At 66.9% G+C, this 14,208-nt stretch carries 14 protein-coding genes; 5 read left to right on the top strand and 9 right to left on the bottom strand.

The window, feature by feature from the left end; genetic code table 11:
- Window positions 1-164 precede the first annotated feature (164 nt).
- Complete coding sequence (gene putP / locus G6N34_RS16775) at window positions 165-1,682, top strand: sodium/proline symporter PutP (RefSeq protein ID WP_085148624.1); 1,518 nt, start codon at window positions 165-167, stop codon at window positions 1,680-1,682.
- On the opposite strand, the gene G6N34_RS16770 is transcribed toward putP, so the two are convergent.
- Genes G6N34_RS16770 through G6N34_RS16760 form a run of 3 tightly spaced genes read right to left on the bottom strand, consistent with a single transcriptional unit; the run spans window position 1,672 to window position 6,142 of the window.
- On the bottom strand, window positions 1,672-2,943 hold the full coding sequence (locus tag G6N34_RS16770; protein WP_133057706.1) for a ComEC/Rec2 family competence protein: 1,272 nt from the start codon (window positions 2,941-2,943) through the stop codon (window positions 1,672-1,674). The genes putP and G6N34_RS16770 overlap by 11 nt on opposite strands.
- A gap of 14 nt (window positions 2,944-2,957) precedes the next feature.
- Window positions 2,958-4,772 (bottom strand): gluzincin family metallopeptidase, encoded by a 1,815-nt coding sequence (locus G6N34_RS16765; protein ID WP_085148618.1) that lies wholly within the window; start codon window positions 4,770-4,772, stop codon window positions 2,958-2,960.
- Window positions 4,769-6,142 (bottom strand): hemopexin repeat-containing protein, encoded by a 1,374-nt coding sequence (locus tag G6N34_RS16760; RefSeq protein ID WP_085148596.1) that lies wholly within the window; start codon window positions 6,140-6,142, stop codon window positions 4,769-4,771. Before G6N34_RS16760 ends, G6N34_RS16765 begins: the two co-directional genes overlap by 4 nt.
- A 218-nt stretch (window positions 6,143-6,360) precedes the next feature.
- On the opposite strand from G6N34_RS16760, the gene G6N34_RS16755 reads away from it, so the two are divergent.
- The 3 genes from G6N34_RS16755 to G6N34_RS16745 all read left to right on the top strand — a co-directional run bounded on the left by G6N34_RS16755 (window position 6,361) and on the right by G6N34_RS16745 (window position 9,510).
- Window positions 6,361-7,482, top strand: coding sequence for an FAD-dependent monooxygenase (locus tag G6N34_RS16755; protein WP_163645416.1), 1,122 nt, complete (start codon window positions 6,361-6,363; stop codon window positions 7,480-7,482).
- A gap of 109 nt (window positions 7,483-7,591) precedes the next feature.
- A complete protein-coding gene (locus G6N34_RS16750) occupies window positions 7,592-7,879 on the top strand; it encodes a hypothetical protein (protein ID WP_197746687.1) in 288 nt (95 codons plus the stop codon).
- A 41-nt stretch (window positions 7,880-7,920) separates the two neighbouring features.
- Entirely contained in the window at window positions 7,921-9,510 is a 1,590-nt protein-coding gene (locus G6N34_RS16745) for a gamma-glutamyltransferase family protein (protein ID WP_085148590.1), read from the top strand.
- Window positions 9,511-9,578: 68 nt separating this feature from the next.
- Here G6N34_RS16745 and G6N34_RS27625 read toward each other — a convergent pair whose 3' ends face one another.
- Both G6N34_RS27625 and G6N34_RS16740 read right to left on the bottom strand, forming a co-directional pair.
- Entirely contained in the window at window positions 9,579-9,722 is a 144-nt protein-coding gene (locus tag G6N34_RS27625; protein ID WP_165763628.1) for a hypothetical protein, read from the bottom strand.
- A gap of 211 nt (window positions 9,723-9,933) precedes the next feature.
- On the bottom strand, window positions 9,934-10,299 hold the full coding sequence (locus G6N34_RS16740; protein WP_179965772.1) for a SpoIIAA family protein: 366 nt from the start codon (window positions 10,297-10,299) through the stop codon (window positions 9,934-9,936).
- A 207-nt stretch (window positions 10,300-10,506) separates the two neighbouring features.
- Here G6N34_RS16740 and trxA point away from each other — a divergent pair, with 207 nt between their 5' ends.
- Entirely contained in the window at window positions 10,507-10,878 is a 372-nt protein-coding gene (gene trxA, locus G6N34_RS16735; RefSeq protein WP_085148587.1) for a thioredoxin, read from the top strand.
- Between the two features lie 206 nt (window positions 10,879-11,084).
- Here trxA and G6N34_RS16730 read toward each other — a convergent pair whose 3' ends face one another.
- The 4 genes from G6N34_RS16730 to G6N34_RS16715 are packed head-to-tail and all read right to left on the bottom strand — an operon-like array spanning window position 11,085 to window position 14,105.
- A complete protein-coding gene (locus G6N34_RS16730) occupies window positions 11,085-12,170 on the bottom strand; it encodes a sulfate/molybdate ABC transporter ATP-binding protein (protein ID WP_085148585.1) in 1,086 nt (361 codons plus the stop codon).
- Complete coding sequence (locus tag G6N34_RS16725) at window positions 12,167-12,970, bottom strand: ABC transporter permease (RefSeq protein ID WP_085148582.1); 804 nt, start codon at window positions 12,968-12,970, stop codon at window positions 12,167-12,169. Before G6N34_RS16725 ends, G6N34_RS16730 begins: the two co-directional genes overlap by 4 nt.
- A complete protein-coding gene (gene modA, locus G6N34_RS16720) occupies window positions 12,967-13,710 on the bottom strand; it encodes a molybdate ABC transporter substrate-binding protein (RefSeq protein ID WP_085148579.1) in 744 nt (247 codons plus the stop codon). The genes G6N34_RS16725 and modA overlap by 4 nt, the downstream gene beginning before the upstream one ends.
- The gene (locus G6N34_RS16715; RefSeq protein WP_085148576.1) at window positions 13,707-14,105 is read right to left on the bottom strand and encodes a TOBE domain-containing protein; all 399 of its coding nucleotides are present in this window, start codon (window positions 14,103-14,105) and stop codon (window positions 13,707-13,709) included. The genes modA and G6N34_RS16715 overlap by 4 nt, the downstream gene beginning before the upstream one ends.
- Window positions 14,106-14,208: the final 103 nt, after the last annotated feature.

Below are 14,208 nucleotides of genomic sequence, written 5' to 3'. Positions count from 1 at the left end.
GGAGCCGTTTTCGTTGGCTGAGCAGGCTTCACAGGGCGCTCTGCCGAACCGGACAAAGCGCGAGCCCATTTCCCCTACGATCGGCCCAGAAGTCCTGATTGCCGTCCCGTTCTCATACCGAAGCCGACGAGCACATCCGGAACCTTCGACGGAACGAGACCTCGATGTCCGACACCGCGTTTCAGTTGGTGGCGATCGGCCTGTACTTCGCCGGGATGCTCGCGATCGGCTTCTACGCCTTTCGCCGAACCAGCGACCTCGACGACTACATGCTCGGGGGCCGCAAGCTCACCCCGACCGTCGCCGCGCTGTCCGCGGGCGCATCAGACATGTCCGGATGGCTGCTGCTCGGCGTCCCCGGCGCCATCTACGCCTCCGGCCTGGTCGAGTCGTGGATCGTGATCGGCCTGGTGATCGGCGCCTGGCTCAACTGGAAGTTCGTCGCACCGCGTCTGCGGGCCTACACCGAGATCGCCAACAACTCGATCACCGTGCCGAGCTTTTTCGAGAACCGGCTGCGGGACTCCTCGCATGTCCTGCGGATCGCGGCAGGCGCGATCATCCTGGTCTTCTTCACGTTCTACGTGTCGTCCGGCATGGTCGCCGGCGGCGTGTTCTTCGAGTCGTCGTTCGGCTCGTCGTATCTGGTGGGCATGCTGCTGATCGCCGGAGTCACCCTGTGCTACACGCTGTTCGGTGGTTTTCTGGGAGCGTCGCTGACCGACGTCGCGCAGGCACTGCTGATGTTCGCCGCACTGGTCACGATTCCCGTCGTCACCATCATCGCGACCGGCGGACCGGGTGAGATGGTCAACCTGGTCCAAGCCGCCGACACCGCACACAACGCGGCCAACCCCGGAGACGAAATACAGCGCACCTCACTGTTCTTCGGCGGAAGTTTCCTCGCCATCGTGTCGGCGGCCGCCTGGGGGCTCGGCTACTTCGGCCAACCGCACATCATCGTCCGGTTCATGGCGATGCGCTCCTCGGCTGATGCCAAGGCCGGTCGGCGTATCGGCATCAGCTGGATGGTGCTGACCGCCGGAGGCGCGATCACCACCGGTTTCGCGGGTCTGGCCTACTTCTTCCGCGAGGGCGTGACGCTGGACAACCCCGAGACGGTGTTCCTCGAGCTGGCGCAGATCATGTTCCATCCCTTTGTCGCCGGAATCGTGCTCGCCGCGGTGCTGGCGGCCATCATGTCGACCATCTCGTCGCAGCTGATCGTGTGCTCGTCGGCTCTGGTCGAGGACATCTACCGCGCGTTCGGCAAAGAGGCCAGCCCGAAGAGATTGGTCACCTACGGCCGGCTCGGGGTGCTGACGGTCGCGGTGGTGGCGGTCCTGTTGGCGCTCAACCCCGATGACACGATCCTCGACCTTGTCGGCTTCGCATGGGCCGGTTTCGGCGCCGCGTTCGGCCCGCTGATCCTCCTGTCGCTGTTCTGGCGCAGGCTCACCTCCGCCGGCGCGATCGCCGGCATGATCGCCGGTGCCGTGGTGGTCGGCTTCTGGGGCCAGATCGACGCGCTGTCGGACACGATGTACGAGATCGTCCCCGGCTTCATCGCCTGCTTGGTCTTCGCTGTCGCGGTGTCGTTCATGACCGCACGCGAGGACGACGATGTCCAGCGCGAATTCACGGAGATGGCGGAGAAGGCTCAGGAACCCGCTACACAGTGAACGTCAACTGAGCCCAGCGCTCGCTGCGCTCCAGCTTCCCTCGCGGCGGCACGTCGTCGACCGCGGGATCGACGGGCGTCGGCAGCACGACGGCGTGGTGGGTGTCCTTCAGCGCGGTGAGCAGTTCCCGCTTGGGAATGGTGTCCTGCCAACGCTTGACCATTCCCCACGGCACCATCGCGTCACCCTTGTTGAGCCAGTCGCCCAGCACGAAATCCTTCGGGGTGGCGTTGTGCGAGCCGTGATGGCCCACCTTGTAGAAGTCGACGCTGTTGATCAGCGCGTCGGCGTCGGGATCGCTGCGGACGTGCTCCCAGGCCCCGTGCTGCGCGTCGCCGGGGAAGAGCATGCGGAACCCGTCCACGTCGAGCACGAAGAACAGGCTGGTGTTGTTGACCGACCGCTCCAGCACCGACGCCGCGGCCAGCAGGCCCATGTCGTCACTGACCGAGGACAGCTTGAGGGACTGCTGCGCGGCCAGCAGTTCCGCCGGAACGCTCTCGCGCGCAACGGTGTACTGGGATGCGAACAGGGGGCGGCCGTTGTTCACCGGAGGCGTCGTGTCGTCGTCGAGATTCAGGCGCAGCCAACCCGCGCTCGAGGGCGGGTCCATCCGTGTGAGCATCGCCGGGTCACGTGACGGGCCCAGCACATGCGCGACGATCCCACATCGCCCGACCTCCACGACGTCGTCGCGGGTGTCCGGCTTCGGGAAGAACCGCACCTCGTGTGGTCCCGCGAATCCGCTGCCGTTGCAACCCAACAACCGGTCGGCGGCCGCGGCGTTGCCCCGCGAGTTCACCAGGAACGCCTGCGCTTCCTTCAGCCGACGGGACTCACCGGAGCGCCCGACGGCCAGAGCCAGTCGCGTGGAGATGAACGCCTCCAACTGATTCACCGCCCTGTCCTGCTTGGTGCGCAGTGCCGTGGCGTCCGGATCGTCGAGGTCCTCGACGAAGGGCAGCCACACCGTGTCGACGGAGACGTCCGCCCATTCGTCGCAGGCGAACCCGGAGATGTGGTCTTGGTGCCGATGCGTGGCGGCCAGTACGTCGAGATGCGGTGTGCCGCCGCAGTCCTCGGTGAGGTCCGCGATCACGGCACGGACGCTGTCGGCGATCGGCGGTGCCTCACTGCTGTGCGCATGCTTGCCGCAGTCGACCAGCATCCGCCACACGTCGGTGTCGTCGCGGACCGTGATCCGGAAGGCGTCGCCGAAACCCACGTTGTACATCCGGATTTCGATTGTCTTACTCCCCATCATCCCCACCCCCGTCAGTCGTTGCCGTGCAGGTTGGCGAAGGTCAGCCGACTGACCGCGGGTTCGGCCAGCCACGGGGCCAGCGGGTCGTCGTCATCGACCTGGCCGAACCAGTTCTGCAGGTTGTGCAACCGCTCGGCGCCCAGGTAGTGGAACAGCTGAGCGTCGGTGCCCGTCGGTGGGACCGTGAACGGCAGCGGCTTGCTGACCACGTGGATCACCTCACCGCTGACACGCGCGATCAGCGTGGTGCCGGCGCGCAGCGGAGTGCGCGCATCCTCCGGCAGCCCCGGCTGCAGCTGAACCTCGAGATCCTCACGGCGCTGGACCAATTGGATCACCACCTCGGGACGGGGCTGCCGATCGTCGGCGAGCCGAAATGTGACGTGCACGCTTTCGACCGCAATGGGTGTTCCCGAATCCGGGTCCAGTCCCAATGCCACCGCGTTGCCCGCAGCCCAGGCATGGAGCCTGCGATAGAAGTCCGGGCATCGCTTACCGGGTCTGCTGTCGGTGTCGAGGTTCATCGTCGCCTCGAGGACGAGATCTGCCAACGGGACGTCGGGGGACAGGCTCAGCGGTTGGATCGGGCCCGGCCACACGAGCGCCTCCTCGCTGAGCGAGGCGACCTGCGCCGGCCAGATTCCGCGCCGGCGCAGCGACTCGACCAGACCGGCCCGCAACCGCAGTGAATCCTCTGGGTACAGCGCATGATCGGCGGTGACGACCGCTCGGACGATGTCACCGAACGTGACGTCCAGCGGCGGAAGGTAGTCGAAGGCGCGCACCACCATGGCCAGATGCCGGTCTGCCGAGCGCACGGCCTCGGTGGTCACCCGGTTCACCAGGTCCGGATGCAGACGTCCCGGCGGCAGTATGCCGGTGCCGCCACTGGCGATCCGCTTCAGATCGGCCACCGATGCCTCGAAATGATCCAGGAAGGCGTCGAACACCGCGGCCACGAAACATGCCCCGCGCTCGTGTGGTTCGGTTGCGGCACGGAACCTCTCGGGGGTTCGCTGCTCCTCACGCGGGACGGCGGGATCGATGGCCCTGCGCAGCGCGGCGCCGCGACCCGTCGACTTGCCGAACTCGTCGGCCAGGTCGAAGAGCACACCGCCCTTGTCGAGGGCGCCCGCGGTGGTGGTCACCGCGTCGAACACCACGTCGCGATGACTGAAGTGCTGGAACAGGGCGATGAGGTCGGCGAAGGCCTCGTGTGACGCCAACACGTCCCGGTTGGTGGGTTCGGAGAAGTACCTCCGCAACCGGTGCACGATCGCGTGCGTCACCTCATGGGCGATGATGTCCGAGGACAGGCATGTGAAGATCATCTGATCGGGCAGGTTCGCCCCGGGATCGTTCGCATCGGCCCGGAAGTAGCCGAACAGCACGGCTTTCCGTTTCGGGTCGAAGAAGGCGTTGCGTCCCTCGAACGCATGCGGCACCAGGCGGAGTTGCTTCTCCCCGCGCCACCGGAACCGGCGTCCCAGATAGCGCTCGAAGCGCTCCAGGACGCCGGTGGTGACGGCATAGACGATCTGTTGATGTGTCCGCGGATCACCTTCGGCGGGTTCCATGCCGTCCTGCGCCAGGACGAACGGATCGTCGAGATCGATCATCGCCGCCCAGGTGTCGTGCACCGGGTTGTAGTCGACGACCTCCACCGCCTCACCCCGCGGGCCGGGTTCCAACCCCGTCTCGTAGGGCACGCTGACCGTCAGGTGCCGGCCCGACAGGCGCGTGGACATCGGGTCGAACGCGAACGTCCGCAACCGACGTCGCCGCGGAGTCTCCAGGCTGGGCCCGCTGATGTGCTCAATGCTCATCGTGTCCCTACTCCGCTGCTCCACAGGCCGGGCCAGTGCGGGTCGATCGGCAGGGGATAACCGGGATCCACGCGGTCGGCCGCGATGTCGTAGCGCACGTACTGAGATCCCTTGAACGCATACGCCTTGCCGTTGGGCCACACGACGATCTCGTCGATGCCCTGCGCGAACGCCGCGGGCATGCCGGGCCAGTTCCCGGCGATCGGCTTCGGATAGCCGGGATCCACGCGGTCGGCCGCGATGTCGTAGCGCACGTACTGAGATCCCTTGAACAGATAGGCCTTGCCGTTGGGCCACACCACACCGGCGTCGATGCCGCCGGCCCACAACCCAGGCCAGTTGTTGAAGATGGGCCGCGGGTAGCCGGCGTCCACTCTGTCGTTGACCACGTCATAGCGGATGTACTGGTTGCCGCGGAAGTAGTAGGCCTTGCCGTTCGTCCACAGCACGCCGGAGTCGATCCCACTGGCGAAGTCCGCTGGGAACCCGGGCCAGTTACCCGCGATCGGCAGCGGGTAACCCGCGTCGACCTTGTCTGCGGCGACGTTGTAGCGCACGTACTGAGATCCCTTGAACAGATACACCTTGCCGTTGGGCCACATCGACGTCGGCGACACTGGGCCGGGGTACAACTGTCCGGCGAAGGTGGCGTCGAGGTTGTTGATGTCGGGACCGCCGGGGACGGCGATGCCGTCCTTCATGATCTCGGCGGGCAGGCCGTAGCACATGATCGAGGTCGGGTCGGTGGCCGCGCTCGCGATCAGGGCCGAGTTGTCGAACGGGGTCAGCACCTGCTCGATGACCTCCGCCCGGGTCCAGCCCTGAGTGCGCATGAAGTAGACGATGGCCTTCTCCCGGTCGATCCGGTCGACGATCGCCTTGCGGCGGTGCTCATGGGGGAAGCCCAGCGTGTGCCCGGTCTCGTGCCGCACCACCCGGTGGAATTCCGATTCCGGCGTGTTCATGCTGAAGCTGGCGAGGTTCATCGTCGGCTTGTTGGTCGCGATTGACAGCACGTCGGTGCCCAGATAGGACCAATAGCCGTCGCCGGCCTTCCGCGCGATGCGGACCTGGCCGGTGCCAGCGGTCTCGGTGAACCGCACGTTCGCCCAGGCCCCCCAGGCGTTCATGTGGGACAGGATGCGGGCGCGCAGGTCGGCGCCGGGATTGTCGAGAAAGCTGACGCTCAACCGGACACCGGACTTCGGCCAGCGCCGTGCGGTGATCGCCGACAAGGGCAGGTCCGGGCCCAGCGCGGCCCGGTCCTGCGCCGACGGCGCATTCTCCGGGTTGAGTTCGATCGCCTTGGCCGCCGCCTCTTCCGCGAGTTCGGTCGGCAGTGTCTTGATGCTGCAACTGATGTATGTCATCGGATCCCCCCGGTCCGGGACGCAGGCTGCGTCGCGTGTTCGTGGACCGAGATTAGGCACGGCGACGGGTACCGGTCGCGAGTAGTCCGCTACCCGAGTCACCCGCAGCAGTTCCGGCTCACCGGAAGCAGCAATGGGTGCCAGCACCAATGACACCCACTGCGCGGGCTGCTGATCCTGAAGAGGGCAGCAGCCGTCGAACGGGCAGGTGGACGAACGTGACGAAGAGACTGAAGGCAGCCATCATCGGCGGCGGGATCGGCGGATTGTCGACGGCCCTCGCGTTGCACCGGACCGGGGCGAACGTACGGGTCTATGAACGGGCGCATCGACTCGGTGACATCGGGGCCGGCGTCTCGCTGCAGCACAACAGCCAGCGGGTTCTCGATCGACTCGGTGTCGGCCAGCGGGTCGGCCGCCTCGGCTCGCTGCTGCCCGAGTTCCAGTTCTTCACCCCGGACGGGACCGTCGTTTCACATGAGATCTACAGCGTCGGTGCCTGGCCACTCGCACTTCGCCGTGCTGACCTGGTGGCCGCCCTGGCCTCGGCCCTGCCTCCGGGCACCGTCTGCACCGGACATCGCTGCGTGCTGTTCGGTCAGGACGAGGACTCGGCGGTGGTGGGCTTCGACAACGGCGCCCTCGTGCATGCCGACGTCGTGATCGGCGCCGACGGGATTCACTCCACGCTGCAGCGCTACGTCGCGGAACCCGCGGACCCGGTGTTCTCCGGCATGGTCGCCTACCGTGGCCTGATTCCGGCCGCGCGACTGCACAACTGGCCTGCGGGGCTGCTGACGTGGGGTGGTGAGGGCCGGCACCTGCTGACCTACCCTGTGCGCGCCGGTCAGTTGGTCAACTACGTGGGCTTTGTTCCGGCCGGCGACGAGATGCTCGGATCATGGTCCGCTCCAGGTGATCCCGCGGTGTTGGCCGCCGAGTTCGCCGACTGGGCCCCGGAAACCGCCCACCTGCTTTCGCGCGTCGAATCCACGTTCAGGTGGGGTCTCTACGACCGCGATCCGCTGCCTCGCTGGACAACCGGCAGATTGGCCCTGCTCGGCGATGCGGCCCATCCGATGCTGCCGCACCTCGGTCAGGGGGCCAACCAGGCGATCGAGGATGCGCTGGCGCTGGCCATCCTGCTGCGCGGCGTGTCGGCCGCCGACGTCCCCGACGCTCTGATGCGGTACCAGACACTGCGCCGCGAACACACTGCGCGCGTTCAGCACGACGCGCGGGTCAACGGGCATCTCTTCGACTCCGCGCAACCTGTGAGTCTGAACCATTCCTGGGTGCGCGACTACGACGTGGAGAAGGAAGCCCGTGCCATCGCCTAGTACCTGCCAGCAGGTAGTCCCCATGGGGGCCAGCGGTGATGGCGCTGCCACGGGCGAGCGCAACTCTGGAAAGAGCAAGCCTGCAAAGGATTCTCGAAGGAGTTCGATCATGCGTACTGGAATCAGGTACATCACAACGGCACTGGCGGCGTGCGCCGCAGCGTGCGCTATCGCTGCCGCACCGGTGGCCGTGGCCGACCCCGGCACGGGCCAGCCTGCGGTGGTCACCACGGCCACCGGCGGGGACGTCGTGCCCGCCGGTCACGGCTATGGGGGTTTCCACGGCGGTGGTTTCCACGGTTACGGCGGTGGTTTCCACGGGTACGGCGGTTTCCATGACTATCCCCGTGGCTTCTACGGCGTTCCGTTGTGGCAGCCCTGGTTGCCGTGGGTCTGATGCCCAGGCCTCCAGCCGCGACCGGTTCTAGAATTGCACCGATGACGGGGCCGCCGTTCACCTGGGATCTGCCGTACGCGTGGCCCCGCACACCCGTTCTGGCGCGCAACGTCGTCTGCACGTCCCAGCCGCTGGCGGCGCAGGCGGGTCTGGCCATGCTGGCCCAGGGCGGAAACGCGATCGATGCAGCGCTGGCCACCGCGATCACCCTGACCCTGGTGGAACCGGTGTCCAACGGCATCGGGTCGGACGCGTTCGCCCTCGTGTGGGATGGCGAGCGTCTGCACGGTCTGAATGCCTCGGGACGCTCCCCACAGGCGTGGACGCCGTCCTACTTCCACGACGGCCTGATCCCGTCACGAGGGTGGAACTCGGTCACCGTGCCGGGCGCGGTGTCGGCCTGGGCCGAACTGCACGCCAGGTTCGGCAGACTGCCGTTCACTTCGATCTTCGAACCCGCAATCGACTATGGCCGCAACGGTTTTCTCGTGTCGCCGACGGTGGCCGCCCAGTGGGCCCGTCAGGTGCCCGCGATGCGCTCACAGCCCGGGTTCGCCGAAGCGTTCCTTCCCGGTGGGCGAGCACCGGCGCCGGGGGAGTTGTTCCGCCTGCCCGAGCATGCGGCCACACTGACGACCATCGCGGAGACCGGCGGACAGGACTTCTATCGCGGTGAGTTGGCGGCGAAGATGGAGGCGCACTCAACCGCCAACGGTGGCGCGATGCAGGCCACCGACCTGGCCGCGCACCGTGCCGACTGGGTCGACCCGATCAGCGTCGACTACCGCGGCTACACGCTGCATGAGATCCCACCCAACGGTCAGGGGATCGTCGCGCTGATGGCGATCGGCATGCTGGCGCATTTCGACATGGACTCGCTCCCAGTCGATTCCGCCGACAGCGTGCACCTGCAGATCGAGGCGATCAAACTGGCCTTCGCCGATGCGCAGGCCTGCGTCGCCGACATCGACCACATGTCGGTGCCGCCGCACCGGTTGTTGGACCCCGACTATCTGCGACAGCGGTCGGCGCTGATCGACCCGACGCGAGCCACGCCCGTCACGGCTGGCAGGCCCCCGAAGGGCGGCACCGTATATCTGACCGCGGCCGACGCCGCCGGAATGATGGTGTCGATGATCCAGTCCAACTACGACGGTTTCGGGTCGGGTGTGGTGGTGCCGGGCACGGGGATCTCGCTGCAGAATCGCGGCACCGGATTCAGCGCGGTCCCAGGGCATCCGAACGTCGTCGGGCCACGAAAGCGCCCGTACCACACCATCGTTCCCGCCTTCCTCACCCGCCATGGCGTTCCGGTGATGAGTTTCGGGGTGATGGGCGGATTCATGCAGCCACAGGGGCATCTGCAGATGGTGGTGCGTATCGCCGACCACGGCCAGAACCCTCAGGCCGCGTGCGACGGGCCGCGGTTCCGGTGGGAACACGGGATGCGGGTGCGCCTCGAGTCCGGGTTCTCAGCGGCGACGGTCGACGGGTTGCGCACACGCGGTCACGACGTGGCCGTCGTCGGCGACACCGACACCTTCGGCAGTTGTCAGGCGATCTGGCGTCTGCCCGACGGCTACCTGGGAGCCAGTGACCCGCGTCGGGACGGGCAGGCCGTCGGCCTCTGACCTCGGCCCAGAAAACAACAGAGCCGGGACCCTAGGGGCCGCCGGCTCTGAAAATGGGAGGCGTCGCGTCAGGCGTTCTCACGCTCATAACGCTGCGCGATGGCGATCAGCTCTTCGCGCACGGTCGAGGCGGGCATCGAGTTGATGCGGGCGTAGAGGCGCCGACGTCCGATGGCGCGCTTCTGTTTGTCGCGGAACTGCGCGAAGGACATTTCTCTCACTCCTCTGTAGACCCCCGGGTCGCGGGGGAGCTCATTGTTTGGTGGCATCCACGGATCGAGGATCACCCGATGTGTGCAACACAACAAGTGTCTATGTTAATTCCGTGTAACGCAAAAAACGTGGGTGTGAGATTGGGTACAGCTCAGTCGATTTCATACCGAAAAGGTGCGCCGCGTCACAGTGCAGTACGCGCGAAACGCCTCAGCTCGCCGCCCACTGCTTGGCGGCGTCCAACTCGTCGAGGCCGAACAGGGACACCTCGCCGGGGATCATCCAGGCCAGCGCGTGCATGGCGTGGCCGATCCACTCCTTGTCGGTGACCACGGCGGTGCGTTTGAACGCGTGGAGGTGCTTGATGGTGCTGAAGCCCTGTTTGACGTCGGCGATCAGCCCGCCCTGGCCGAAGCCTTCGTAATCAGCGGCCACCACCTCGACGAAGCGGATCTCATCAGCGTCCAGCATCCGATCGAGGGTGGGTTTGAACTGGTGGAAGTCCTCGGCGGTGACCCGGCCCGACACCCGGATGCCGACGACGCCGGCGGGCATGTCCTGCAGTTCTTCGATCATGAGAACCTCCATGTCCCTGGTTTGACGGTAGACCGCTTCAGTCGTCGCGGCCAAGGGCCTGCTGCCAACGATGCGCGTCCATCCCGCCGTCGAGGCCTGGCCTGACTCGGGCCAGTGGAATACCCTAGGGGGTATATTTGTTGTGGCCTGCAGCGCCGGGCAATCACCCGGCCGGGACCCCAAGAGAGGGAAGCGGAGGAACGCACCATGAGCACGATCAACCTGACCTACGACGATTTCGAGTCCACGATCGCCGACAACTCAGTCGTCCTCGTCGACTTCTGGGCGTCATGGTGCGGACCATGTCGGGCCTTCGGTCCGGTCTATGAACGCTCCTCGACCGTGCATCCCGACGTCGTGCACGCCAAGGTCAACACCGAGCATGAGCGCGACCTCGCCTCGGCTCTGCAGATCCGATCGATTCCGACCGTGATGGCCTTCCGCGACGGCGTCCTGGTCCACAGCCAGCCCGGAGCGATGCACCCCGCAGCGCTCGAGGACCTCATCACGCGGGTGAAGGGGCTCGACATGGAATCTGTGCGCGCCACGATCGCCGCCCGAGAAGCCGCCACGGCGTAAACATTCACACCAGAACATTCACACCAGTTGGGATTCGTTATGTGCTACCCCACCACCTGTCACCGATGCGGCAAGACCACCTGGGACGGCTGCGGCCAACACGTCGCGGACGTCCGGCGTTCGGTGCCCGCCTCGGACTGGTGCACCTGCTCGGACCGGGCCGAACCGCCGACGCCGAAACGCAATCCGCTGTTCCGGCGCTGACGCTATGTGCCCGCGGGCAATGCCGGATGCAGCTGCACCTCCTGTGCCTTGACCGCGAAGTACACGGTCTGACCGGGTTCGAGGTCCAGATCGGCCGCTGACGCTGCGGTGATGTCCGCGGCCAGGCCGACACCGCCGTCAGGCTGCTCGGCACCGCGGATCCGCACTCCTCCGCCGTGGATGTCGAGTTCGGCGATGGTCACCGGAAGGACATTGCGAGGGCTGCCCTGCGGGGGCGACAGGTGCACGGCGACGGCGGCGGGGCGAAACAGTGCGACCGCGCCGCTGCCCACCGTGACATCGCCGACACCGGAAATCGATTCACCCCAATCGGTTCGGAGCGCCCCCGGCTCGGAGACGAGACCCGGGATCAGGTTGATGCCGGCGATCCGTGCGGCGAACTCGCTGCGCGGGGCGGCCAGGACGTCGCGCACCGGTCCGCTCTCCACGACGCGGCCGTCGTCGATCACGACGGCCTGGTCGGCGATCGCCAGGGCGTCGAGCAGGTCGTGGGTGACGATGATGGCGGTGCGGCCCGCCTCGCGCAGCACTTCACGCAGCAGTCGCCGCAACGCTGGGGCGGCGGTGACGTCAAGGGCCGCCATGGGTTCATCCAGCAGTAGCACCTGGGGCTCGGCGGCCAGGGCGCGGGCGACGGCCACCCGCTGAGCCTGACCGCCGGACAACTGGGCTGGCCTGCGGTCGGCGAGGTCTGTGGCGCCGACGGCGTCGAGCCAGCGTCGTGCGGTGGCTCTCGCCTGTGGCCGGGACTGGCCCCGGCAGCGCGGTGCGTACGCGACATTGGCCAGGGCGGTCATGTGCGGGAACAGCATGGCCTGCTGGGACAGCATGGCCACCCCGCGCGCATGTGGGGGCACGAACGTCCCGGCGGCGGTGTCGGTGACCACCGTGTCACCGAGGTCGATCCGGCCGTCGTCGGGACACAGCAGTCCGGCGATCAACATCAGCAGGGTGGACTTGCCGACGCCGTTGGGGCCCAGTACGGCGAGAACCTCGCCGTCGGCCAGTGCCATGTCGAGGTCCACACCGCGTTGTGCGAGTCGGGCCCGCACCCGCAGGCTGCTCACAGCGGTCCCGTCAAACGCCTGCTGGCCGAGAGGATGACGATCGCTGCCGCAACCACGATGAGCACGAGGGACAGCGCCACCGCGGCGTCGGCGTCCGTTTCGCGCTGCAGGTAGATCTCCAGCGGCAGCGTGCGTGTCACACCCTGCAGGGACCCGGCGAACGTCAGCGTCGCCCCGAATTCACCGAGCGAGCGCGCGAACGCCAGCACCGCACCCGACAGCAGACCGGGAAGCACCAACGGCAGCGTGACGGTCCGCAGCACGGTCGTCGGGCGGGCGCCGAGGGTTGCCGCGATGTGCTCGTAACCGGTTCCAGCCGAACGCAGGGCACCCTCGAGGCTGAGCACCAGAAAGGGCAGCGAGACGAAAGACTGCGCGAGCACGACTGCAGTGGTGGAGAACGCGATTCGGATGCCCAGCAGGTCCAGTTCCTGACCGATCAGGCCCTGGCGCCCGAAGGTGTAGAGCAGGGCGATGCCGCCGACGACGGGCGGCAGCACCAGCGGTAGCAGGACCAGTGCGCGCAGGACGGGCAGTCCCCGAAATTGACCGCGTGCCAGTACAAGTGCCATCGGGACGCCCAACAGGACGCACACCACCGTGCTCGCGGCTGCGGTCTTGAGACTGAGAACCAGTGCAGCCCGCGAAGATTCGGAGGTGACGAGTGGAATGAAGTGGGCCCAGTCGATTCTCAGCAGGATCGCGATCAGCGGCACGATGACAAACAGTGCGCCGAGCAGGGCAGGCCCGTAGACCCAGGCGGGCATCCCCACCTGGATGGGTCGGCGCGCACTCGTCATGGTGCCGCGAAACCCGCTGCTGCCAGCACTTCCCGACCGGCAGGCCCCGTCACGAGGTCGACGAACCTCCTCGCCGCCTCGGGATTCGTCGAATCCCTCAGGACGGCGATGGGGTAGGTGTTCACCGCGTCGGCGGACTCGGGGAAGGCGATGGCGGTGACCTTGCCCCCGGCAGCTGCGGCGTCGGTGACGTACACCAGTCCGGCGTCGGCCTGGCCCGAGGTGACCTTGCCCAGCACGTCGGTGACCGCCGACTCCTCACTGACCGGGGTGAGGGTGACTCCCGTGGCCTCCTCGGCCTTCTCGGTGGCCGATCCGCACGGCACCTGAGGTGCGCACACCACGACGTGGGTGCCGGGCTTGGACAGGTCGCTGAAATCCTTGATGCCCTTCGGGTTTCCGGGTGCGGTGACGATGGTCAGCGTGTTGGTCGCGAAGTCCACGGGTTCGCCGTCCACGAGTTCGGCGGCCCTGGTCATGTTCTTGGTGTCTGCGGAGGCGAAGACGTCGGCAGGTGCGCCCTGCGTGAGTTGGGTGACGAGATCCGAGGAGCCGGCGAAGTTGAAGATTACCGCCGTGCCCGGATTGTCCTTCTCGAACCTGCTGCCGAGTTCAGTGAAGGTGGACTTGAGCGACGCGGCCGCGAACACCGTGATCGACGACGAATCCTGCTGTGAGGAAGAGCATCCCGCGACAAGCATCGCGAGGCTCAGCGCCACGAGGGCGACGATCGACTTCATGGCCGTCCGGTTTCGACGACCACGTTGGTGGCCTTGACAACGGCCACCGCCAGGACGCCGGGTTGCAGGCCGAGTTGCCGGACGGATTCGGTGCTCATGAGCGAGACCATGGTGAACGGCCCGCACTGCATCTGCACTTCACTCATCACCTGATCGGAAGTGACCTTGGTGACCAGGCCGACGAGGCGGTTGCGTGCCGAACTCCCGACGCCGGTGGGGTCCGGCGGCGGTGTCGCATGTTCGCGGGCGAACTCGGCGAGCACCTCACCGGCGATCACCTTCCGCCCGGATTCGTCTTTGAATGACGGCAGGGTCCCGCTGTCGATCCACCGGCGCACGGTGTCGTCACTGACCCCCAGGACTGCGGCAGCATCCTTGATCCGTATCGCGGACATGCGCTTCCTCCAGGCCAGTCGGACCGCATTTGCGGAGTAATCAGCCCAAAGTATCGGCGTCTGCGGACCTCAGGTCAACCGGCCCAACCTGACGGGGAGGCCG

Origin of the sequence: Mycolicibacterium confluentis, from assembly GCF_010729895.1 — a bacterium.
Classification (GTDB): Bacteria; Actinomycetota; Actinomycetes; order Mycobacteriales; family Mycobacteriaceae; genus Mycobacterium; species Mycobacterium confluentis.
Note: the sequence above shows the minus strand (reverse complement) of the source record. Positions and strands in the feature narration are given on the sequence as shown.

Excerpts from the sequence above, each read along its gene's own strand:
- modA (WP_085148579.1), bottom strand. The coding sequence starts at position 13,710 with ATGAAGTCGATCGTCGCCCTCGTGGCGCTGAGCCTCGCGATGCTTGTC.
- G6N34_RS27625 (WP_165763628.1), bottom strand. The coding sequence starts at position 9,722 with ATGTCCTTCGCGCAGTTCCGCGACAAACAGAAGCGCGCCATCGGACGT.
- G6N34_RS16765 (WP_085148618.1), bottom strand. The coding sequence starts at position 4,772 with ATGAGCATTGAGCACATCAGCGGGCCCAGCCTGGAGACTCCGCGGCGA.
- G6N34_RS16745 (WP_085148590.1), top strand. The coding sequence starts at position 7,921 with ATGACGGGGCCGCCGTTCACCTGGGATCTGCCGTACGCGTGGCCCCGC.
- G6N34_RS16715 (WP_085148576.1), bottom strand. The coding sequence starts at position 14,105 with ATGTCCGCGATACGGATCAAGGATGCTGCCGCAGTCCTGGGGGTCAGT.
- putP (WP_085148624.1), top strand. The coding sequence starts at position 165 with ATGTCCGACACCGCGTTTCAGTTGGTGGCGATCGGCCTGTACTTCGCC.
- trxA (WP_085148587.1), top strand. The coding sequence starts at position 10,507 with ATGAGCACGATCAACCTGACCTACGACGATTTCGAGTCCACGATCGCC.
- G6N34_RS16725 (WP_085148582.1), bottom strand. The coding sequence starts at position 12,970 with ATGACGAGTGCGCGCCGACCCATCCAGGTGGGGATGCCCGCCTGGGTC.
- G6N34_RS16770 (WP_133057706.1), bottom strand. The coding sequence starts at position 2,943 with ATGGGGAGTAAGACAATCGAAATCCGGATGTACAACGTGGGTTTCGGC.
- G6N34_RS16760 (WP_085148596.1), bottom strand. The coding sequence starts at position 6,142 with ATGACATACATCAGTTGCAGCATCAAGACACTGCCGACCGAACTCGCG.
- G6N34_RS16750 (WP_197746687.1), top strand. The coding sequence starts at position 7,592 with ATGCGTACTGGAATCAGGTACATCACAACGGCACTGGCGGCGTGCGCC.
- G6N34_RS16740 (WP_179965772.1), bottom strand. The coding sequence starts at position 10,299 with ATGATCGAAGAACTGCAGGACATGCCCGCCGGCGTCGTCGGCATCCGG.